Consider the following 21,462-nt stretch of genomic DNA (forward strand, 5'->3'; position numbering starts at 1 on the left):
CTCGTCCGACAACGTCAACTCGGCCTTCGGCCGCCCCGTCCGCGCCATGCAGCAAGCCTACACATCTGAACAGAATTCCCGACTCAGAATACTAGGGGGTCCACCCCCGCCGGTCAGCCCGCCGTGAGCAGCGCCTCCGAGGCCACCGGGCGGTAGCCCGCCGCCTGGAAGACGCGCACGCTGCGGGCGTTGCCCGGCGACTGCTGCGCCCAGACCACGTCGCCCGGTGTCAGATGCCGGGCGGCGAGGGCCAGCGCGCGGCCGATCCCGCGGTGCCTGACCCCCTCGTCGACCTCGATCGCCGCCTCCCAGCGGCCCGCCACGCCACGGCCCAGGATCACCACGCCGCCGTCGGCGGCCCACACCCGTACGTCGTCGCGGTACGTCAACGCCCGCGCCACCCGCGGATGCTCCGGGTCCTCGATCTCCCGCAGCGCGAGCTCCGGCTCCCCGGGCAGCGCCGTGGCGACCGTCAGCAGGTCGACCGTGTTCATGCGCCGGCCCGTGTGACGCATCAGGGCGAGGAGGAACCCCGGGTTCATCGAGGCGGCGAGCGGGTCGCTCGCGGTGGCCGCGAGCTCCGCCCGCACCCACGCGGGATCGGCATCCGTGAAGACCACCGAGTGCGCGGTGAAGGCGAGGACACCGGCGTCCCGGTCGCTCGGCGGCGGGACCACCGTCGTCGTACCGTCCGGCGGCGGGAACCGTCCGTGGGCCGCCGCTGCCAGGATCCGTGCCACGTCGTCGCTCATGTCTCCCATGATCCGCCATGTCCCGTCACGGCCCGGCGCCCGGACCCCGCGGAACGCCCGATAATCTGGCCCCGTCATCGAAGCATCAAGAAGGGGCGGAAGCTGTGGCGGACATCGAGTCGGCGCGCAAGGCATTCGAGCGGTTCGACGTGGACGGGGACGGATACATCACCGCCTCCGAGTACAAGAGCGTCATGGCGCAGCTGGGTGACTTCAACGTCACCGAGACGGTCGCCGAGGCCCTCATCGGCCAGCGTGACGGCAACGCCGACGGCAAGCTGTCCTGGGACGAGTTCTGGGCGGACCTCAACAAGGGCTGACCCGCCGGGCGAGGACGGGCGGCGCCGCACCGCGATCCGTACCCCGCGTACGGACGTACGTGAGTCGTCGCCGCCCGTCCGGCCCTCGCCCGCCCCCGTCGGCGCCCCCGCCCTCGCGCACCCGCCCTCGCGCCCCCCGGGCCCTCGCGCCCGCCTCCCGCCTCCCGCCTCCCGTCCGGCCCCCGCGCCCGCCTCCCGGCGCGCTCCCCGTCGCGGCACCGAAAGATGACAGCCGTCCTTCGTGGTTCGGTCCTGACCGTCAAATGTCTCGGTGCCGATACCGGTCCACCCCTGCTGTGCACAGCCGTTCGGTTGTCGATGCTGTTTCCACAGCACCCTGGCAGCCGGATGGGCATGGGGTATGCCAGATCCGATGGGAGGACGATCACGTGCGCAACAGGTTGAATGGCGTGAATCCGCCAGTGACCTCCGTCTTAGCGAATCCCACGACCCGTACCCGGGCCCGTGTCGAAGTGCCGGTACGGCTGGCCGACGGGAGCTGGCGGACGGCCGAGATGGTCACCTTCGCAGAGCTCGGCGACGGGCAGGAGCACATCGCCGTGACCTTCGCGCGAGGCGCGGACGTCCCGCTGGTGCGGCTCCACTCCGAGTGCCTCACCGGCGACGTCTTCGGGTCCGCACGCTGCGACTGCGGCCCCCAGCTCAGCGAATCGATGCAGCTGCTCGCCGAGTCCGGCGGAATCCTGCTCTACCTGCGGCAGGAAGGCCGCGGCATCGGGCTCTACAACAAGCTCGACGCCTATCGCGTCCAGGACGAGCTCGGCCTCGACACCTTCGCCGCCAACCGCGAGCTCAACTTCTCCGACGACCTGCGCGACTACAGCGCGGCCGCGCAGATGCTCCGGGCGCTCGGCGCCCCGCGGATCAGGCTGCACACCAACAATCCCGACAAGGCCGCCCAGCTGACCTCGCACGGCATCACCATCGACGAGGTCGTGCCGACCGGCATCTTCCAGACCGAGCGCAACCGCCACTACCTGCGCGCCAAGGTCGAGCGCAGCGGGCACACCATCGAGCTCGCGGGGGAGTCCATATGATCCAGCACCGGGGTCCGATCAGCGGCATCGCCGCCTGGCAGGACACGTACGTCGCCACCGCCGGCTACGACAACCAGGTCATCTGCTGGGACCAGCGCACCGGGAGGGCGCTGGCGCGCTCCTTCCACGACCACCTGGCGAACCAGTGCACGTTCTCGCCCGACGGCCGGCATCTGCTCACCTCCTCCAGCGACTACACGGCCCGCCTGTGGACCGTGCCCGACCTGCGTCTCGTGGCGGTCTTCGCCGAGCAGCAGGACGACGTGGAGATGTCGGTCTTCCACCCCGTGAAGGAGCTGATCGCCACCGCCTCCCGCGACCACCGGGTGCGCGTCTACGACTTCTCCGGGCGGCTCGTCACCGCCTTCGCCGGTCACACCGCCGACGTCATCTCCGTCGAGTGGACCCGGGACGCCGACGAGGTGATCTCCTCCAGCGACGACGGCACCATCAAACGCTGGTCCCTGGAGACCGGCGAGATGGTCGCCAATCTCGACATGGGCGGCGTGGAGACGGACACGATCGCCATCTCCTCCGGCGGCACCATCTTCGCGGGCAACGACGAGGGCCGGATCGTCGTCGTCGGGCCGACCGGGCAGACCGACGTGCCCGCGCACGAGGCGGGCATCAAGCGCCTCGTCCTCGACGACTCCCGCCACCTCCTGGTCAGCCTCAGCTACGACCGGACCATGCGGCTGTGGGACGTCTCGTCCGGCCGTCCCGAACTGCGCGACACCAGCGGTCTGCCCGACGACGTCTGGCCCCGCTCCTGCGCGTTCGCCGGCAGCTCCCGTCTGGTCTTCGCCACCTTCGGGGCCGGATACCGGGGCTACGACTACGAGGAGAGGGTCTGGGACACCGCGGAGGTCCCGCCCACCGGCGGGGTCAACGCCGTCCTGCCGGACCCCGAGGGCGCGCTGACCGTGGGCGACGCCGGTGTGGTGCGCAGGGACGGCACGATCGTGGCCGCGACCGGCAGCCTGTGCAACTTCCTCACCCCGCTGAACGGCCCGGTGCTCTCCGGCGGTCAGCTCGGCAAGGTCTTCGACGCCCTCACCGGCCGCGAGCTGTACCAGCACCGCTCACCGCTCAACTGCGGAGCGGCCTTCGAGCGGGACGGGGAGCGGTACGCGGTCGTCGGGGCGTACACCGGCGAGGGGCTGCTGCTGAAGCTCCGGGGCGACGGCGACGTCGAACACGTCGCCGACCTCCCCCTGCACGTGAACGCGGTCAAGGGCGTCGCCGTCTCCGGGGACCTCATCTTCTCCGTGGCGGCCGACGCCTCGGCCACCTGGTACCGGATCTCCACCCTGGAGAAGGTCGCCACCGTCGAGGACGCGCACGACAGGATCGCCAACGGCTGCGCGGGCCTGGAGGACGGCTGGTTCGCGAGCGTGAGCCGGGACCTGAAGCTGCGCCTGTGGAACCCGGAGCGGCGCGCCGAGGTCCTGACGACACCGCACACCCACTCCATCAAGTGCGTCGCGGCCTCCGACGACGGCAGGTTCGTGGCCACCGGAAGCTACAACGGCCGGGTCGCCGTGTACGACCGGGTGGAGCGCGCCTGGACCGTGGTGGTCAGGCCCACCACGGCGGGCATCTCGGCGCTCGCGTACGACGCCGCGCGCAAGGTCTTCGCCGCCGCGTCCTACGACGGTCAGGTGTACCCGATCGGCGGCTGAGCCGCCGGCATCGCGGACGGCGCCGGGGGAGGCGCGGGAGAACCCGCCTCCCCCGGCGCCGTCCCACGGGCGGACGCCCTGACGTCCGCCCGTCCCCCCTTCCCCGTCACTCCTCGACGAGAGGACCCAGCACCACATGGACAGCCATCCGATAGCCGACCGGTACACCATCAGCCCCGCGGAGACACCGCAGGTGGACGAGACGGCGTACGCGGCCGTGCTGCACTCCGACTTCCGGGACCACTACGCCGACGGGCGCGATCTGTGGACCGGCGAGGAGGCGATGCGGGAGGCGCCGCGCGTCCTGTCGCGCGCGCTCGGCGACGCCCGCGACGCCCACATCCTCGACATCGGCACCGGTCACGGCCGTGACGCCGAGATCCTGCTGGCGGACGGACACCGGGTGACCGGCATCGACCTGATCGCCTCGCCCGAGTGGGAGGCGATCACGGCGCGACGGCCCGGGCGAGCCCGCTTCCTCGTCACCCCCCTGACGGAGCTGCCCGGCACGGCGGAGTACCGCGCCGTCCTCGACAACGGTTGTCTGCACCACCAGCACCCGGACAGCTACCCCCGCTATCTGCGTCGCGTCCGTGAACTGCTGCTGCCCGGCGGTCTGTTCACCGTCTCCGTCTTCCAGGCGGCGGGCGAGGCCGGCAGTCTCTTCGTCAACGCGGGCAAGCGGCTCTACCGCGAGTTCACCCCCGACGAGCTCAACCGGCTGGTCACCGCCCAGGGGTTCGACCCGGTCGAGGTGCGGCAGGTACCGCGCGGCACGGCGGGGCTCACGTACCTCCTGGGCACGTTCCGGCGGTCGGCGGACGGCGACCCGCGATGACCGTCACCGGCGGTGGTTCGCGCCCACCGCGCGGACCACGGAGGAGGCGGTGGGCCGCCGCACTGGTGGCGGCGGTCTGCGTGGCCGGCGTGCCGGCCGCGTCACCCGCCGCCGCCGCCGACCGGCCGGGTCCGGCGGCCGGGGCCGACGCGTCCGGGTGGGTCGGCTCCTGGGGTACGGCCCCGGCGCCCGCCGCGCCCGACGGCATCTCCCGGGACGGCCTGGACGACCGGACCGTCCGCATGGTGGCGCACACCTCGATCGGCGGCCGCGAGCTGCGGCTGCGGCTCTCCCACGCCTACGGCACGGGGCCGTTGACCCTGGGCCGGACGACCGTCGCGCTCACGGTGCCGGGCTCCCCGGCGGCCGTCGTGCCGGGCAGCACCCGGCAGGTCACCTTCGACGGCGGCGCGGCGGAAACGACCGTGCCCGCGGGCTCCGAGGCCGTCAGCGACCCGGTGGCCTTCGACGTACCGGCCGGCGCGGATCTGACGGTCAGCGTCCATCTGCCGGAGCCCACCGGACCCACCACCTGGCACTGGCTCGCACAGCAGCGCGGCCACGTCTCCGGTCCGGGCGACCACACCGGCGACGAGGCGGGGGCCGCGTTCACCCGCACCGAGACCTCGTGGTTCTTCCTCACGGGCGTCGACGTGCGCGGCGCGGACGCGCACGGAACGGTGCCGCAGGGCTCGGTGGTCGCGATCGGCGACTCGCAGACCGACGGCGTGGGCTCCACCCCGGACGGCAACGGCCGCTGGCCCGACGCCCTCGCCCGTCGCCTCGCCGCCGATCCGGCCACCGCGGGCGTGGGCGTGCTCAACAAGGGCATCGGCGGCAACCGGGTGCTGCGCGACGGCACCGAGACCGACCGGCCGCAGCGCGGCACCCGGGCCCTGGGCCGGCTCGACCGCGACGCGATCGCGCAGGCCGGCGTGCGGACCGTCGTGCTCTACGAGGGCGTCAACGACCTCCAGCTCGCCCCCCACGCGAGCGCCGATGACGTCCTGGCTGGGCTGCGGACCATGGCGCAGCGCCTGCGCGAGCGAGGCATCCGTGTGCTGGTCGGCACCCTGACGCCGTTCAAGGACTCGCCGTTCTGGACCGCGGACGCCGAGCGCGCCCGCGTCGAACTGAACACGGCCCTGCGCACCGCCCCGGAGTTCGACGCCGTCGTGGACTTCGACGCGGCGGTCCGCGACCCCGCCGACCCTCAGCGGGTGCGCGCGGCCTATGACAGCGGCGACCACATCCACCTCAACGACGCGGGCTACCGCGCGCTGGCCGACGCCGTACCGACCGCCGGTCTCACCGGCGCCGCGGGCCGCGCCCCCACGACCGACCGGAGGCTTCCATGACCGGAGTCACGCCCGCCGCCCCGCCGGCGGTCATGGCCAACCCCAACACCCTGTCCGACCGGGCGGCCATGGGCCTGCCCGACACCTTCACCGCCCGCACCGGCTCCTGGGCCCTGCGGGACCACCGCGACCTGCTCGGCGCCCCGGCCGTGACCCTGGTGTCCATCGCGGAGGACCCCGGCCGGCCCTTCTCCCGCCGGTACGCGGCGGGCACGGTGCTCGGCCTCGTCGGGGACCCGCGCATCCGCCCGGACGACCCGCCGACGGCCGTCGTCCCCGGCGCCCGGGTCAGGCTCGGCCTGGACCCCGAGTCGGTCGGACCGGTCACCGCCCGCTGGCGGCACGCGGGGGTGGAGGCGGACTGGATCGCCAAGGAGTGCCCCTCGTACGAGATCGACATCGCGCCCTTCCGGATCGCGCTCCATCCGGTCACCAACGCCGAGTACCGCCGCTTCCTGGAGGACACCGGAGCCGGCTGGCTTCCCACCTCCTGGCGGTTCGGGGTGTACCCGGAGCTGCTCGGCAACCACCCGGTGTGGACGGTCCCGCCCGAGGCCGCCGACGCGTACGCGGCGTGGCTGGCGGACCGTACGGGCCGGGCCTTCCGGCTGCCGACCGAGGCCGAGTGGGAGTACGCGGCCTCCGGCGGCGACGGCCGGGACTTCCCGTGGGGGGAGGAGTTCGCCGCGGACCGCGCCAACACCGTGGAGCACGGCCCGCTGAGCAGCACCCCCATCGGGGTGTACCCCGGCGGGCGTTCGCCGTTCGGCGTGCACGACATGGCGGGCAACGTCGAGGAGTACACCGCCGACGACTACCGCCCGTACCCCGGCGGGACGGATGTCGCCGACGACCTGGCGCGGACCCGCGGTTCCTATCGGATCGCCCGGGGCGGCAGCTTCACCCGCTTCGGCGACCTGGCCCGCTGCCGGCGCAGGCACGGCTGGTACGAGCGGGACATCTACGCGATGGGCTTCCGGCTCGCGGAGACGGCATGACGGCGGGGACCCCCACGGCACCGGCCTCCCACGGCGCGCCGGTGCGCCCGGCCGAGGAGTCCGCCATGCGCAGGGCGATCGGCCTCGCGGCGACCGCGCTCGGCGAGACCAGCCCCAATCCCGTGGTCGGCTGTGTCCTGCTCGGCCCGGACGGCTCCCCGGTGGGCGAGGGATTCCACCGGGGCGCGGGCCACCCGCACGCCGAGGTCGAGGCGCTCGCCGCCGCCGGAGCCCGGGCCCGGGGCGCGACCGCGGTGGTCACCCTGGAGCCCTGCGCGCACCAGGGGCGCACCGGACCCTGCGCGGACGCGCTGCTGCGCGCCGGCGTCGCCCGGGTCCTCTACGCGGTGCCGGACCCCGACCCGCAGGCCGCCGGCGGTGCCCGGCGGCTGCGCGAGGCGGGGGTGGAGGTGGTGCCCGGCGTCCTGCGCGCGGAGGCGGAGCGCGGCAACGAGCTCTGGCTCACCGCCGTCCGGACCTCCCGGCCGTGCGTGACATGGAAGTTCGGCGGCAGTCTCGACGGCAGGTCGGCGGCGCCCGACGGCACCTCCCGCTGGATCACCGGACAGCGCGCCCGGGAGGACGTCCACGCGCTGCGAGCCGCTCACGACGCCGTGCTGGTCGGCTCGGGGACCCTGCGGGCCGACGACCCGCATCTGGGGCTGAGACACGGGGTGTCCGGCCGTCCGCCGCTGCGGGTGGTCCTGGACCGCGCCGGAGCCGTCGCGCCCGGCGCGCGGGTGCTCGACGCCGCCGCCCCCACGCTGGTGGTGGTCGGCAGGGGCACACCGAAACCTCGCGTGCCGTCCCCGCACGAGGTGGTGGAGGTGCCCGTGGTGGACGGCGCGCTCGACATCCGGGCCCTGGCCGACGACCTGTACGCGCGCGGGGTGCGTTCCCTGCTGCTGGAGGGCGGCGCCCGGCTGGCCGCGGCCTTCGCCGCCGGGGGACTCCTCGACCGGGTCGTCGCCTATGTGGCACCGGTCCTGCTCGGCGCCGGCGGCCGCCCGGTCCTCGACGACCTCGGCACGACGACCCTCGCCGACGCCGTCCGGCTGCGCCTCGACGAGGTGAGCCGCGTCGGTGAGGACGTACGGCTCGTGCTGCGTGCCCGGCCGCTGCCCGGGGAGCCGGTGTGAGGCCCCGGATCGCGGTCGTCTTCCACAGCCGCCGGGGGACGATGCGCGCGCTCGCCCTCGCGGCGGCCGAGGGCGCGCGGGCGGGCGGGGCCCGGGTGCGGCTGCTGCGCGTGACGGACCCGGGCGAGGACGGCGGCCGGTGGCCGGAACCGGTCGCCGGGCCGGACGACGTGCTGTGGGCGGACGGCCTGGTGCTGGCGACGCCCACCTACTTCGGCAATGTGTCCGCCACCTTCAAACGGTTCCTGGAGACGACGAGCCCGCTGTGGAGACAGGGGCTGCTCGCCGACCGGCTGGTCACCGGTATGACGGCCTCCACCTGCACCCACGGCGGACGGGAGGCGACGCTGCTGTCGCTCCATCAGACCGCGTACCACTGGGGCTCCTGGGTGGTCGGGGCGGATCCGGCGGACCCGGTGTTCCGGGCGCTGGGCGGCAATCCGTACGGCCTGTCGGTGGAGTCCCGGCCGCGCGACACGGACGGGGCCGGCACCGGAGCGGCCGAGGAGCGGGCGGCGCGGCTGCTCGGCCGTCGGCTCGCCGGGCTGACCGCGCGGGCGCGGCCGGCGGCCGCCCCACCCGGCGTCGCGGGCGCCGTGAAGGTGACGGTGGTGCACTGCGCCGACAGCGGTCCCGCACGGATCCTGGCGCAGGAGTGCGCGGCGGGCGCCCGTTCCCTCGGCGCCCGGGTCCGCCTGCGGCGGATCGGGGGCGCGAGCGGTCCGGCGCGCGCGGACCCGGGCGGATGGTCCGGTTCCCCGGCCGCGACCGCCGGTCCGGCGGACGTGGCCTGGGCCGACGCCGTGGTCTTCGGCGGACCGGCCCGCATGGGCGCCCTGGCAGCTCCGTTGCTGGACTTCGTCCAGTCGCTCGAAGCGGCCGCCGGCCCGGGGCCGCTGTCCGGCAAGCCCGCGAGCGGCTTCGTGACGGCCGCCCGTCCGCACGCCGGCAGCGAGTCGGCGCTGCTCGCCTTCCACCATCTGCTGCTGCACGGCGGGGCGGTGGTGGTGCCGCCCGGTTACACGGACCCGTCGGTCTTCGCGGCCGGCGGCAATCCGTACGGGACCTCGCACCCGCTGACGGCGGGCGCCGTGCCGTCGCGGGCGGTACGCGAGGCCGCCCGGCACCAGGGGCGGCGCGCGGCCATGGCGGGCGACCTGCTGCGCCGCGGCGCGGCGGAGAGCGCCGTGACCGCCACGGCCGCCGGAAACGTCCGGGAGATCGCATGAGAGGGAGGACACCGAGGTGAACGGGCAGCGCGACGCACTGCAGTACGACGACATCGGGGAGACCTACGAGGGGTTCAAGGCGCTGCCGATGGCGCGCTACCCGGAGCGGGGCAGCTTCCTGCGGATGCTCGGAGACGTCCGGGGGAGGTCCGTGCTCGACCTGGCGTGCGGCACGGGGTTCTACACCCGGCAGATCAAACGCCTCGGCGCGCGGGACGTGCTCGGGGTCGACATCTCGGGCGAGATGGTGGCGGCCGCCCGGCGCATCGAGGAGGGCGCGCCGCTGGGGGTGCGTTACGCCGTCGGCGACGCGGCCGAACTCCCCGTCCCCGAGCGTCGTTTCGACGTGGCGACCGCCGTCTATCTGCTCAACTACGCCGACGACGCGGCGGCCATGGAGCGCATGTGCCGCGGCGTGCACCGGAGTCTGGTGCCGGGCGGCGAGTTCCTCGTCCTGACGCAGGCGCCCGGCTTCCGGTTCGACGGGCCGCCCACCGACAAGTACGGCTTCCGGTACGTGCCGGTGGGGGAGGGGGCGACCGGGCCGCGCGTGCGCATCACGGCGCTGCTCGACCCGCCGGTCGAGTTCGTCACGAACTACCCGCGCCGCGAGGTCTACGAGCGGAGCCTTCGGGAGGCGGGCTTCGGCGAGGTGACCTGGGTGCCGCTGGAGGTGCCCGAGGACGGGGTACGGGCGCTGGGCGAGCCGTACTGGGCGGACTTCCTGGCCAATCCGCCGCTGGTGATGCTGCGCTGCCGCGCCTGACGGCAGGGCACGAGCGAGGGGGGCTCCGCGGATCGCCGCGGAGCCCCCCTCACGTACGACCGCCGGTCACCCCGCCGACGCGGGGCGCAGTCGCCGGGAGAGGAGGACGCCGATCAGGGCGAGGACGCCGGTGAGCGCGAAGACGCCGAACAGCGCGGTACGGGTGGTGGCGTCGTAGTGCTGCGCGATGGCGATGGCCGCACCGCCCAGACCGGCGATCAGGCCGGTGGCGAGGGTCTGGGCGAGCTGGAGCGCGCCGCTGACCTCGCCCTGACGCTCGGCGGGCGCCTGCTCCAGGGTGTCGGTGGTCGCCGCGTTGAACGCGACGCCCATGCCGATCCCGCCGATGGCCCAGCCCAGTACGGCGATCCAGGCGGGGACGGTCTCGGTGAGGACGGCGAGGGCCATGACGGCCACACCGAGGAGCAGGACGACGAAGCCGAGGGCGACGCCACCGGAGCGGCCGTTCTGCGCCTTGCCGTCCCGCTTCGCCTGCCACGCGGAGCCCAGCACCCAGGTGATCGCGCCGGCGGACAGTCCGAGGCCGGCCTCGGTGGCGCTCGAACCGCGCAGCTCCTGGAGGCCGAGCGGCAGGAACGCCTCGCTGCCGAAGTAGACGCCGCAGAGCAGGCCGCGGATCACGACGCCGGCGCCGAGGCCGGCCCGGGCGCTGAGGGTGCCCTCCGGCGTGACCTGGCGCAGGGCGGGGACGGCGATGGCCACGCCGAGCAGGGCGAGGACGACGAGGAGCGGGATGTTCTTCAGGAGCAGGGCCTGGAGCAACAGCCCGGTGCCCACGGTGAGCAGGACGGCGTTGGCCAAGGGGCTCTTCCACCAGGGCACCGCGGCGGGCGCGGGGGCCGTGGTGTCCGCGGTGGCGCGGGACCGGCTCAGCCGGGCCAGGCCGGGGAGGGTGAGGACCGCCGCGACCGCGATGAGCGGGAGCATCAGCAGGAAGACCGCGCGCCAGTCCGTCAGGTCCGACAGGGTGCCGGCGACGACGGGGCCGATCAGGGACGGGATCGTCCACGCGGAGGACAGCAGCGCGAACATGCGCGCCCGCAGATGTTCGGGGTAGGCCAGACCGATCACCGTGTACGCCATGGCCATGACAGCCCCGACGCCCAGCCCCTGGGTGAACCGGCCGAGGAGGAACAGCGGCCAGGACGTGGCCGCGCCCGCCACCGCGCAGCCGACGGCGAAGACGGCGAGGCCGACCGCCATCGGCCGCCACGGGCCGCTCCGGTCGGCGGACCGGCCGCCCAGCACCGTACCGATGATGTTCGCGAGCATGAGCGCGGACAGGCCCCAGCCGTAGGCGCCCAGGCCGTCCAGTTTCCGTGCGATGTCGGGCAGCACGGTGGCCACGCCGAGCGATTCGAACGCGACCATGCTGACCGAAAGGATCACGCCTAACGTGAGGGCCCGATAGGGCCCCGAGAAGACGCTCTCCGGGGGCGTGGGTTCCGCGGCGGCGGCCGGGGTCTGCGATCCGCCCGACCCGCCGGTCCCCCCGGCCACTTCGTCGACACCGTGAGACATGGAGTCACTCCTTGAGCCATTTTCGTTCCGTGCCGGAACGGAATGGTGGTGAGCATACCTATACTGACGGCATGGTGAACACCCCGAACCAGGCCGACACCGAGGAGCGGACCCCCGGTGGGCAGCGCTCCGGCCGGCCCCGCGACAGCCGTATCGACGTCGCCGTGCCCAGCGCGGTGATGGAGATCCTCAACGAGGGGGGCTACGGCAGGCTGACCATGGAGGCCGTCGCGGCACGCGCCGGAACCAGCAAACCGGCCCTGCGCCGGCGTTGGCGGTCCCGGCAGCACCTCGTCGTGGACACGCTCGCGTCCGCGATCGGCACCACACCGACACCGGACACCGGATGCACGCACTGCGACCTCATCGCCGGGATCGGCACGCTCAGCCAGGCGTTCACCCACACGGTCGGGCGGCGGGTCCTGCCCGCCCTGGTCGCGGACCTGGCGGACGACCCGGAACTGGAGTCGGAGTTCCTGGAGAAGTTCTTCCATGTGCGCCGGGCCTCGACGGCCGAGGCGCTGCGGCGGGGGATCCAGCGGGGGGACATCCGCGGGGACGCGGACATCGACCTCCTCCTGGACATGCTGGCCTCCACCACGTACTACCGCGTCCTCTTCGGGCACCTGCCGGTCACGGCGGCGCTGGCGGAGGACGTGGTCGAGGTCGTCCTCGCGGGGGTGGCCACCGATCGATGGCGCAGCCGGCACGGAGGCCCGGAGCGCGTCTGAACCGCAGTACACGCATCACGAGCGACGCCAAACCCTGGGGCAAAAGGGAGTTGCTGTGCTGAGTCGAGATGGCGAAGTGTCCGCCCTGGAAGAGGCGTTGGCCGCGGCGGCGGGCGGGATGGGGGCCAGCCTCCTGATGGAGGGTGGCATCGGCACCGGGAAGTCCTATCTGGCCCGCGCCGCCCTGAGGACGGCGCGGGCCAGGGGCTTCGAGGTGGTGTCGGCCCGCGCCCGGCAGGCGGAACGGAACCTGCCGTACGGGGTGTTGCACCAGGTGCGCGACCAACTCCTGGCCGCCCCGGTCCCGCCCGCCCCGGGCCTCTGCGTCCCCGGCCCGTCCGCACCGGCGCCGTCCGTCCCGGACGGCTGCGGGCCGCCCGAACCGTCCCGGCCACCGGCGGGGACCCCGGCCGTCCCGGAAGAGGCCGCCGCGGCCCAGGTCCACCGGCTGCTGGCCGGGCACGCCACCCGCCGGCCCGTGCTGCTGGTCGTCGACGACCTGCAGTGGACCGACAGCCGGTCGCTGCACTGGCTCGGTCATCTCATGGCCCGCCTCGAAGGGTTGCCGGTCGCCCTGCTCGGCACCCTCGCGCGGGACCACACCGAGCCGGGGGACGAGGAGACGCAGCGCCCGGACGCGACCTCCGTGGCCGCGGTCGCCGCCGAGTTCCACCGCCGGGTCGTGCTGCGGGGGCTGAACGTCGACAGCGTCGGCTATCTGCTGTCGTCCTCCTTCGGCGCCCCGGTCGACGCCGGCCTCGCCCGGGCCTGCCACCAGAGCACGGGCGGCAACCCGCTGCTGGTCCAGGCCCTGTTACGGGAGTTGCAGCGCACCGGCGTCGGCCCGGGCGAACTGTCCGCCGAGCGGATCGCCGGACTCGGCTCCGCGGAGGTCGCGGAGACGCTGGTCGCCCGCTTCGAGACCTGGTTCCCCGGCATCGGCCGGGCCCTCGGCACCGTGGCGATCATGAGCCGGGCGCACTCGGCCGAACTCGTCGCGGAACTCGCCGGGCTCGACCCCGTGGAGGCAGCCGACGTCCTGCACACCCTCGTCCGCGCCGGAATCCTGGACGCGAGCGAGGAGGGCGTCACCTTCAGCCGCCCGATCGTCAGGACCTCGTTCCTCGCCGCCATGCCCCCCAGCGAACGCGCCCGGCTGCACGCCGAGGCGGCCAGGGCCCTGCACGCGGCGGCCGCGCCCCGCGAGGAGATCGCCGCCCACCTGCTGCACTCCGCGCCCGTCGGCGCACCCTGGGCCGGCCAGATCCTCGTCGACGCGGCCGACGCCGCCCTCGCCGACGGAGAGCCGAAGGAGGCCAGGGCCTACCTGGAGCGCGGGATGGAGGAGTGCGGGGCGGAGCGCGAGCCCGAACTGCTGCGGAGGCTCGGTCAGGTGGAGCTCGCCGACGACCTCGACGCCGCCGTGCCCCGGCTGCGCAACACGCTCGACCTCATTCCGCAGGTCGGCGACCGCCGGGCCGCGGCGCTCGCCGACCTCGTCCAGGCCGTCGTCCTCTCCGGCGACATCCCCGAAGCGCTGCGCATCATGGAGGCCGAGGTCGTCGCCCTCGAACGACAGGGCGCCGAGAAGGAGTTGCGCATCGGCACCGGCGCCCTGCTCGAACTGCTGCGTCTGCTCGACGGCAGGAGCGCCCCCGCGGCGCCGCCGGCGGCCAGGGCCGTGCGACTGGAGGTCGCCCGTACCCCCTGGGTGCGACGGGCCGAGGCGGCGGTGCCGGCCCTGCACGCCCAGTGGCGCGGCAGGCGACGGGAGGAGGCCGTACAGCTGGCCCGGCTGGCGCTGAGCGAACCGGTCGGCACGGTCAACGAGGACGCGGCGCTGCGGACCGCGCTCCTCCTCGTCCTCGCACGCGCGGGCGAGCACGAGGAGGCGCTGGAGATCTGCCGGGCCCTGCTCGCCCAGGCGACGGTCGAGGGCTCCCACACGGTGGCCGCCCTGGCCAGGGCCGCCCTCGCGGAGTGCGCCTTCCGGGTGGGCCGGCTCCAGGAATCGGCCCAGGCGGCGTACGAGGCGCTGGAGCACAGCCCGGTCCTGCCCGGCCGCGAGTGGCTGGGATCCGCCCAGGCCCGCTGCTGGCTCGGGGCGGCCCTGATGGAGTCCGGCGACCTCGAACAGGCCCAGCGGGTACTGCTCGACGACAGCCGGCCGAGCGGACCCCCCGGGATGGCACTGCCCGGGCTGCTCTTCCACCGGGGGCGGCTGCACATCGCGATGGGGCACGCCAGGGCGGGCCTCGCCGACCTGGAGGAGTGCGGCCGCCGGCTGCGGCTGCGCGGCTGGGCGGACTCCGCCGTCCACCCCTGGCGCTCCGAGGCCGCCCTCGCCCACAGCCGCCTCGGCAACGTTGCCATCGCGGAGCGCCTCGCCCGGGAGGAACTCGAACTGGCCCGGGCCTGGGGCGCACCGCACGCCGTCGGCGGCGCCCTGCGCGTCCTCGGCCTGCTGGCCGGCGGCGACCGGCGGGCCGCCCTCCTCACCGAGGCCGTCGGGATCCTCCGGGAGTCCGGCGCGGCCCTCGCGGAGGCCCAGGCCCTGGGCGACCTCGGCCGCGAATACATGCGCACCCGCAAGATCCGCAAGGCCCGTGAGCAGCTCCGCGCCGCCCTGGCCCTGGCCGAGAAGTGCGGGGCGGGAGCGCTCGTACGAGAACTGCGGCAGGACCTGCTGGAGTCGGGCGCACGGCCGCGCCGGGACACCGAGACCGGGCCCGCCTCGCTCACCCCGGCCGAACGCCGTACCGCCCTGCTCGCCGCCGGCGGCCTGACCAACCAGGAGATCGCCAACCGGCTGTTCGTCACACGGCGCACGGTGGAGATCCATCTGAGCCGGGCCTACCGGAAGCTGTCCATATCGGACCGGCGCGATCTCCACGAGATGATCCATGACGATCCCGCGCCTCCGCAGCCGCCCGTCCCGCGCCCGCAGAAAACACCGGAACTTTGCGCGCCGCGGAAAATTCCGGTAATCACTTGACGCGGCGGCGGCTCGACTTGGAGCATCGGGTCGAGCGGTAATTCCGCCAGAGCTCCGACCGCCGCAGAGAGAAATGGAAACAGAAACAGATGAGGCCAGAGTCAGTTGTCGCGTTGCTCGCCGAGCCCAGCCGGCTCCAGGTGTTCTCCGCGGTCGTCCTCGGAGCGACGTCGCTGCCGTCCGCGGCCCGGGCGGCCGGGGTCTCCGTGAAGGAGGCGGCCGTGGCCGTGCGGCGACTGACCGACGGCGGCCTGGTGGCGGAGACCGATGGTGAACTCCACGCCCTGACCGAACAGTTCAAGGAGATCGTCCGCACCACACGTCCGCCCGCCGAGGAGCCGGAGAGCCACGGCTACGCGAACGACGAGGTGGAGTCGCTGCTGCGGACCTTCGTGCGGAACGACCGACTGGTCCGGCTGCCCTCCCAGTGGGTGCGCCGCCGTGTGGTGCTGCAGCACCTCACCCACCGGACGTTCGAGGAGGGCGCCAGCTACGACGAGCGCGCCGTGAACGAGAAGTTGAAGGTGTGGTGCGAGGGCGCGGGCACGGACCACGTCACCGTCCGGCGCTACCTGGTGGACCTCTGCCTGCTCGGCCGCGAGGGCGGCCGCTACTGGCTGCGGACGGACATCCAGCCCGCGCTCTGACGCCGGTACGACGATCGAGGGGCCCGCTCCGGCGGGCCCCTCCGTCGTGTCCGGCCCGCCCCGCGACAACTACCTCCTCAATGCCTGCCCGAGTGCCGGAACCGACCGGGAAAACAGGGATACCGTCGGTCGACGCCGGGTCCGGACCCTCGATCGGCATTCTCGGCCACAGCCGTCGTCATGGAATTCAGGGCCGTGTCGCAGAGGCATCGTGACGGGATTTTCAGGAATGCGAGGACGTGCCACCGCATATCCGTCCGGCATTCCCTTTCCATGCCCCCGTCGCACGTCGCGAACAGAGGAGAAACAGTGATTCCGTTGTCCTATGCGCAGCAGCGGTTGTGGTTTCTGAACCGGCTGGAGGGGCCCAACGCGACCTTCAACGCGCCCCTGATGCTGCGGCTCAGGGGCGCGCTGGACCGCCCGGCCCTGCGCATGGCATGGCGGGACGTCCTGCGGCGCCACGAGAGCCTGCGGACCCGGTTCACCGACGCCGCCGGCGAACCGGAGCAGATCGTCCTCGACGCCACCGAGCCGGAGCTCGCCCTGACCGTCACCGAGTGCGCGGCGACGGAACTCGACGCGATCCTGCTGGACCTCCAGACCCACCCGTTCGACCTGGGCACGGAACTGCCGGTACGCGCCCGTCTCGTCTCCACCGGGGCCGAGGAGCACGTCCTGGCGCTGGTGCTGCACCACATCGTCAGCGACGGATGGTCGATCGCCCCGCTGCTGCGCGACCTCGGCGCGGCCTACACCGCCCGCACCACCGACGGCACCGCCCCGGCGTGGGAGCCGCTGCCGGTCCAGTACGCGGACTACACCCTCTGGCAGCGGGACCTGCTCGGCGACGCCGGCGAACCCGGCAGCCTGGCCGACCGCCAGCTCGACCACTGGCGCACGGCACTGGCCGGACTCCCCGAGGAGCTGGAGCTCCCCGCCGACCGTTCCCGGCCCGCCGTCGCCACCCACCGGGGCGGACAGGTCCGCTTCGCGCTCGACCCCGAGGTCGCCGCCGGCCTGCGCGCCCTCGCCCACTCCTCGGGCAGCACGCTCTTCATGGTGCTCCAGGCCGGTCTCGCCGGCCTCCTCACCCGGCTCGGCGCCGGCACCGACATCCCGCTCGGCACCGTCGTGGCCGGACGCACGGACGAGGCGCTCGACGACCTCGTCGGCTTCTTCGTGAACACCCTCGTGCTGCGCACCGACACCTCGGGAGACCCCACCTTCGAGGAGCTGCTCGCCCGGGTCCGCGCGACGGACCTCGCCGCCTACGACCACCAGGACATCCCCTTCGAGCGGCTCGTCGAGGAGCTCAACCCCGTACGGTCCCGCTCGCGCCACCCGCTGGTCCAGGTGTCGGTGGAGCTGCACACCGTCACCGACGACGGCGCCGATCTGCTGCCGGGTCTGGAGTGCACCGAACTCCCCGCCGATCTCGGCGGCATCGCCAAGCTCGATCTGACCTGGGACTTCTTCGAATCGGGTGACTCCCTCGGCGGCGAACTCGCCTACGCGGAGGACCTCTTCGACCGGGAGACGGGCGAGCGGCTCGTCGACTGGCTCCAGCGGCTGCTGGCCGGCGCCGCCGCCGCGCCCGGCACCCGGCTCTCGGAGCTCTCCCTGGTCAGCGCCCAGGAGCGGCGCGTCCTGCTCCGGGAGAGGCACCGCGTCCAGCACGAGGACCTGGAGAAGGGCGTGGTGGACCGGGTCCGCGAGCACGCCGCGGCACGCCCCGGCGCCCCGGCGGTCACCGACGCGCACGGCACCGTCGACTACGCGACGCTGGTGGGCCGGGCGAGCGCGATCGGCCGCAGGCTGCGCCCCGACGCCGCGGCCCCCCGCGGTTTCGTGGCCGTCCTCGCGGACCGCGGCGCCGCGGTGGTCTCCGCGCTGCTGGGCGTCCTCGGCGCCGGCTGCGCGTACTTCCCGCTCGACACCCGGGCACCCCTCGCGCGGAACGCGGCGCGACTCGACGACACCCGGGCGGGCCGGCTGCTCACCGACGCGCGGCACGCCGACACGGCGCGGGAACTCGCGGGCCGCGCGGGACACCCGGTCGAGGTGATCGTCCTCGACGGGACCGCGGACCCGATGGACTCCCTCGCCCCGGTCCTGCACGGTCCCGACGACCTCGCCTACACCATCTTCACCTCGGGGTCGACCGGCCGCCCCAAGGGCGCCATGGTCAAGCACCGGGGGCTCGTCAACAACCTGCTGGGCGAGGCGGAGGCCATCGGCATCGCCGACGCCTCCCATGTCGTGGCCTCCAGCGCGCCGCTGACCTTCGACATCTCGGTCTGGCAGATGCTCACCGCGCTCGTCTTCGGCGGCGCCGTCCACGCCGTCGACGACGCGACGGCCCGCGATCCGCGTGCCCTCTTCCGTACCGCCGTCGACAGCGGCATGACGGTCCTCCAGGTGGTGCCGAGCCTGCTGCAGGCGGCGCTCGACGAATGGGACGCCCAGGGCGACGCCCCCGCCGAACTCCCGCTGAGGAAGCTGGCCGTGACCGGGGAGGCGCTCCCCGGCGACGTGGCCCGGCGCTGGCTGACGCGCTACCCCGGCATCCCGCTGGTCAACTGCTACGGGCCCACGGAGTGTTCGGACGACGTGACCCAGGCCGTGATCACCGCGGGGACGGTGCCCGAGGGCGCCCGGACCCCGATCGGCGTCGCCACCCGGGGCATGACCCTGTACGTCCTCGACGAGCGGCTCGGACTCGCCCCGATGGGAGTGCCCGGCGAGCTCTACATCGGAGGCGTCGGCGTCGGACTCGGCTACCTCGACGACCCGGGGCGCACGGCGACGACGTTCGTCCCCGATCCCTTCTCCCCGGACCCGGGCAGCAGGATGTACCGCACCGGCGACGTCGTGCGCTACCGCCGGGACGGACAGCTGGAGTTCCTCGGCCGCCAGGACCACCAGGTCAAGATCCGCGGGCAGCGGATCGAGCTCGGCGAGGTCGAGTTCGCCCTGCGCCGGCTCGACGGCGTGCGGGACGCGGTGGTCGCCGTGGTCACCGGCGCGGGCGGACACCGGGTGCTCGTCGGCTACTACATCGGTGACGTCGACCCCGCCGACGCCCGCGCCGCGCTGGCCGCGGTGCTCTCGGACGGCATGGTGCCCAGCGTGCTCGTCCCGATGGACGCCTTCCCCCTCACCCCGAACGGCAAGCTGGACCGCAAGGCGCTGCCCGCGCCCGACCTGCGGGCGGGATCGGCGGGCCGCGCGCCCCGCACGCCCCGTGAGAAGGAGCTGTGCCAGGTCTTCGAGGAGACGCTGGGCGTCGACGGGATCGGCCTCGACGACGGGTTCTTCGACCTCGGCGGTCATTCCCTGCTCGCCATCCGGCTGATGCGCACGCTCAACCGGCGACTCGGCGCGTCCCTGCCCCTGAGCGCCGTCTTCGAGCGCCAGACACCGGGCGGCCTCGCCGAACTGCTGGCGGGCGGAGTCCCGTCGACCGGCCCCGACCCCGTCGACCTGACGGCCGATGTGCGGCTCGACGCCGGGATCCGTCCCGAGGGCCCGGTGGCCGAGGGGCCGCCGCGCCATGTGCTGCTGACCGGTGCGACCGGGTTCCTCGGCGCGTACATCCTCCGCGAGACGCTCGACCGTACGGACGCCACCGTCCACTGCCTGGTGCGGGCCGCCGACGACGCCGCGGCCATGCGCCGGATCGAGCGCGGCCTGACCGGCTTCGGACTCTGGGAGGAGGAGTTGCGGGGACGGGTCGTGCCGCTGGCCGGCGACCTCGGCGAGCCCCTGCTCGGCCTGGGCGCCGAGCGGTTCGACGCCCTCGCCCGGACGGTCGACCTCGTCCTGCACAACGGATCGCGCGTCAACCTCATGGAGTCGTACGAGCGGTTGAGGCCGGCGAACGTGGACGGCGTCAGGGAGATCCTCAGGCTGGCCGCCCTGCACCGGACCAAGCCCGTCCACTACGTCTCCACCATCAGCACGGTGGTGGCCGGCGACGGAGACCCGGAGGTGCTGCCCGAGAACTGGGTGAGCGACCCGGCCCTGGTGGACCCGTACGGCTACGTGCGCAGCAAGTGGGTGGCCGAGGGGATCGTGCGCCTCGGGCAGGAGCGCGGCATCCCCACCGCGGTCTACCGGCCGTCGCGGATCGGCGGCGACTCCATGACCGGCGCGGTGGGCAGCGACGACGCGTTCTGGCACTACGTGCGCGCCTGCGTCGAGTTGGGCGCCCGGCCGGACGCCGGCGTGGACGGCGGCTCCCTGAGCGAGAACATCGTGCCCGTCGACTACACCGCCCGGGCGTTCGTGCACCTCGCGCTCGCCGGCCGTCCGGAGGGCACGGTCTACAGCCTGGTCAGTCCGACCCCGGTCGAGCTGTCCGCGGTGCTGGACCACGCCGAGGGGAGCGGATACCCGATGGAGACCGTGCCGTACGAGGAGTGGCGGCGGCGGCTCGCCCTCGCGGCCGCCTCGGAGCCGGCGGCGGAGGGCAGTTCGGTCCACGCGGTCGCGCTGCTCGACAGCACGGCGGGGGAGACCCCCGGTCGGTACCCGGACGCCTTCGACCGGACCGCGCTGGAAGCGGGGCTCGAAGGCAGCGGACTGCGATGCCCGGAGGTCGACCGCACGCTCCTGGAGCGGTACTTCGGTCACTTCATCCGTACGGGATTCCTGCCCACGCCCCGGCCGGCGGCGGTCGCGCGTCCGTGACCGGGAGCACGCGCCACCCGCTGTCCCTGTCCCTCGCCCCGGCCGAGACCGGGACGGCGGTGGCGGAACCGTACGGGCCGCGCTCGCTGTGGCTGGTGGACGCGGCGACGCAGGGGCCGGCGGCGCTCGGGCTGGCCCCGGCGGTGCTGGACGACAGGGAGAAGCGGCGGGCCGCCGCCTTCCGCCGGGACGGCGACCGGCGTTGCTACGTCACCGCGCACGTGGCGCTGCGGGTCCTGCTCGGCGCGCATCTGGGCACCGAGCCGGGCGGCGTGCGGCTGGTCGCCGAGGACTGCCCGTCCTGCGCGGGGCCCCACGGGCGTCCCGCGGCGGCCGACGCGGCGCTGCACTTCTCGCTCTCCCACAGTCAGGACCTGGTGCTGCTGGCCTTCGCCCGCTCTCCGGTCGGCGTGGACGTGGAGGCGCTGCTCCCCCCCGACGCCGTGGACGACGTCGCCGCGGAACTGCACCCGAGGGAGACCGCGGAGCTGGCGGCACTGCCACCGCATGCGCGGCCGGTCGCGCTCGCCCGGGCGTGGGTGCGCAAGGAGGCGTACCTGAAGGGGCTGGGCATCGGGCTCGCCCACGGCATCGCGGGGGACTACGTCGGCACGGGCCGGTCCCCGGGACCGGCGCCGCCCGGCTGGTCGGTCGCGGACGTGGCGGTGCCGGCGGGGTTCGCGGCCGCGGTCGCCGAGGCGCGGTGAGGAGT

General features: G+C 74.3%; 16 protein-coding genes. 14 read left to right on the plus strand and 2 right to left on the minus strand.

What is annotated here, in order from left to right; all coding sequences use genetic code 11:
- Positions 1 to 113: 113 nt before the first annotated feature.
- Entirely contained in the window at positions 114 to 752 is a 639-nt protein-coding gene (locus AB0D99_RS14815) for a GNAT family N-acetyltransferase (RefSeq protein ID WP_362360602.1), read from the minus strand.
- Between the two features lie 104 nt (positions 753 to 856).
- On the opposite strand from AB0D99_RS14815, the gene AB0D99_RS14820 reads away from it, so the two are divergent.
- The 9 genes from AB0D99_RS14820 (at position 857) to AB0D99_RS14860 (ending at position 10,140) form a co-directional block, all read left to right on the plus strand.
- Complete coding sequence (locus tag AB0D99_RS14820; protein ID WP_362360605.1) at positions 857 to 1,072, plus strand: EF-hand domain-containing protein; 216 nt, start codon at positions 857 to 859, stop codon at positions 1,070 to 1,072.
- A gap of 422 nt (positions 1,073 to 1,494) precedes the next feature.
- Positions 1,495 to 2,130: a GTP cyclohydrolase II gene (gene ribA, locus AB0D99_RS14825; protein WP_362360608.1), complete on the plus strand. Its 636-nt coding sequence runs from the start codon at positions 1,495 to 1,497 to the stop codon at positions 2,128 to 2,130.
- A complete protein-coding gene (locus tag AB0D99_RS14830; RefSeq protein ID WP_362360611.1) occupies positions 2,127 to 3,812 on the plus strand; it encodes a WD40 repeat domain-containing protein in 1,686 nt (561 codons plus the stop codon). The genes ribA and AB0D99_RS14830 overlap by 4 nt, the downstream gene beginning before the upstream one ends.
- 136 nt (positions 3,813 to 3,948) lie before the next feature.
- A complete protein-coding gene (locus AB0D99_RS14835) occupies positions 3,949 to 4,650 on the plus strand; it encodes a methyltransferase domain-containing protein (protein ID WP_362360614.1) in 702 nt (233 codons plus the stop codon).
- An 80-nt stretch (positions 4,651 to 4,730) separates the two neighbouring features.
- Positions 4,731 to 6,008 (plus strand): SGNH/GDSL hydrolase family protein, encoded by a 1,278-nt coding sequence (locus AB0D99_RS14840; RefSeq protein WP_362360617.1) that lies wholly within the window; start codon positions 4,731 to 4,733, stop codon positions 6,006 to 6,008.
- Complete coding sequence (locus AB0D99_RS14845; RefSeq protein WP_362360620.1) at positions 6,005 to 7,006, plus strand: SUMF1/EgtB/PvdO family nonheme iron enzyme; 1,002 nt, start codon at positions 6,005 to 6,007, stop codon at positions 7,004 to 7,006. Before AB0D99_RS14840 ends, AB0D99_RS14845 begins: the two co-directional genes overlap by 4 nt.
- Entirely contained in the window at positions 7,003 to 8,145 is a 1,143-nt protein-coding gene (gene ribD / locus AB0D99_RS14850; protein ID WP_362360623.1) for a bifunctional diaminohydroxyphosphoribosylaminopyrimidine deaminase/5-amino-6-(5-phosphoribosylamino)uracil reductase RibD, read from the plus strand. Before AB0D99_RS14845 ends, ribD begins: the two co-directional genes overlap by 4 nt.
- The gene (locus tag AB0D99_RS14855; RefSeq protein WP_362360626.1) at positions 8,142 to 9,374 is read left to right on the plus strand and encodes an NAD(P)H-dependent oxidoreductase; all 1,233 of its coding nucleotides are present in this window, start codon (positions 8,142 to 8,144) and stop codon (positions 9,372 to 9,374) included. The genes ribD and AB0D99_RS14855 overlap by 4 nt, the downstream gene beginning before the upstream one ends.
- A 16-nt stretch (positions 9,375 to 9,390) precedes the next feature.
- Positions 9,391 to 10,140, plus strand: a complete 750-nt coding sequence (locus AB0D99_RS14860) for a class I SAM-dependent methyltransferase (protein WP_362360629.1) — start codon at positions 9,391 to 9,393, stop codon at positions 10,138 to 10,140.
- Positions 10,141 to 10,206: 66 nt separating this feature from the next.
- On the opposite strand, the gene AB0D99_RS14865 is transcribed toward AB0D99_RS14860, so the two are convergent.
- Positions 10,207 to 11,532 (minus strand): MFS transporter, encoded by a 1,326-nt coding sequence (locus AB0D99_RS14865; RefSeq protein WP_362360632.1) that lies wholly within the window; start codon positions 11,530 to 11,532, stop codon positions 10,207 to 10,209.
- Positions 11,533 to 11,753: 221 nt separating this feature from the next.
- Between AB0D99_RS14865 and AB0D99_RS14870 the strand changes: the two genes are divergently transcribed.
- From AB0D99_RS14870 to AB0D99_RS14890, 5 genes are all read left to right on the plus strand, one after another.
- Positions 11,754 to 12,413, plus strand: coding sequence for a TetR/AcrR family transcriptional regulator (locus tag AB0D99_RS14870; protein WP_362360635.1), 660 nt, complete (start codon positions 11,754 to 11,756; stop codon positions 12,411 to 12,413).
- 55 nt (positions 12,414 to 12,468) lie between these two features.
- Positions 12,469 to 15,408, plus strand: coding sequence for an AAA family ATPase (locus AB0D99_RS14875; RefSeq protein ID WP_362360638.1), 2,940 nt, complete (start codon positions 12,469 to 12,471; stop codon positions 15,406 to 15,408).
- An 89-nt stretch (positions 15,409 to 15,497) separates the two neighbouring features.
- Positions 15,498 to 16,055, plus strand: coding sequence for a DUF2087 domain-containing protein (locus AB0D99_RS14880; protein WP_362360641.1), 558 nt, complete (start codon positions 15,498 to 15,500; stop codon positions 16,053 to 16,055).
- 318 nt (positions 16,056 to 16,373) lie between these two features.
- Positions 16,374 to 20,750, plus strand: a complete 4,377-nt coding sequence (locus tag AB0D99_RS14885; protein ID WP_362360644.1) for an amino acid adenylation domain-containing protein — start codon at positions 16,374 to 16,376, stop codon at positions 20,748 to 20,750.
- Positions 20,747 to 21,457: a 4'-phosphopantetheinyl transferase superfamily protein gene (locus AB0D99_RS14890; RefSeq protein WP_362360647.1), complete on the plus strand. Its 711-nt coding sequence runs from the start codon at positions 20,747 to 20,749 to the stop codon at positions 21,455 to 21,457. Before AB0D99_RS14885 ends, AB0D99_RS14890 begins: the two co-directional genes overlap by 4 nt.
- Positions 21,458 to 21,462 lie beyond the last annotated feature (5 nt).

Origin of the sequence: Streptomyces sp. NPDC047971 (assembly GCF_040653355.1) — a bacterium.
Lineage (GTDB): Bacteria > Actinomycetota > Actinomycetes > Streptomycetales > Streptomycetaceae > Streptomyces.

Bases quoted from the DNA above. Each gene is read 5' to 3' on its own strand.
- AB0D99_RS14815 (WP_362360602.1), bottom strand. From the start codon at position 752: ATGAGCGACGACGTGGCACGGATCCTGGCAGCGGCGGCCCACGGACGG.
- AB0D99_RS14830 (WP_362360611.1), top strand. From the start codon at position 2,127: ATGATCCAGCACCGGGGTCCGATCAGCGGCATCGCCGCCTGGCAGGAC.
- AB0D99_RS14835 (WP_362360614.1), top strand. From the start codon at position 3,949: ATGGACAGCCATCCGATAGCCGACCGGTACACCATCAGCCCCGCGGAG.
- AB0D99_RS14845 (WP_362360620.1), top strand. From the start codon at position 6,005: ATGACCGGAGTCACGCCCGCCGCCCCGCCGGCGGTCATGGCCAACCCC.
- ribD (WP_362360623.1), top strand. From the start codon at position 7,003: ATGACGGCGGGGACCCCCACGGCACCGGCCTCCCACGGCGCGCCGGTG.
- AB0D99_RS14865 (WP_362360632.1), bottom strand. From the start codon at position 11,532: ATGGTCGCGTTCGAATCGCTCGGCGTGGCCACCGTGCTGCCCGACATC.
- AB0D99_RS14870 (WP_362360635.1), top strand. From the start codon at position 11,754: ATGGTGAACACCCCGAACCAGGCCGACACCGAGGAGCGGACCCCCGGT.
- AB0D99_RS14880 (WP_362360641.1), top strand. From the start codon at position 15,498: ATGAGGCCAGAGTCAGTTGTCGCGTTGCTCGCCGAGCCCAGCCGGCTC.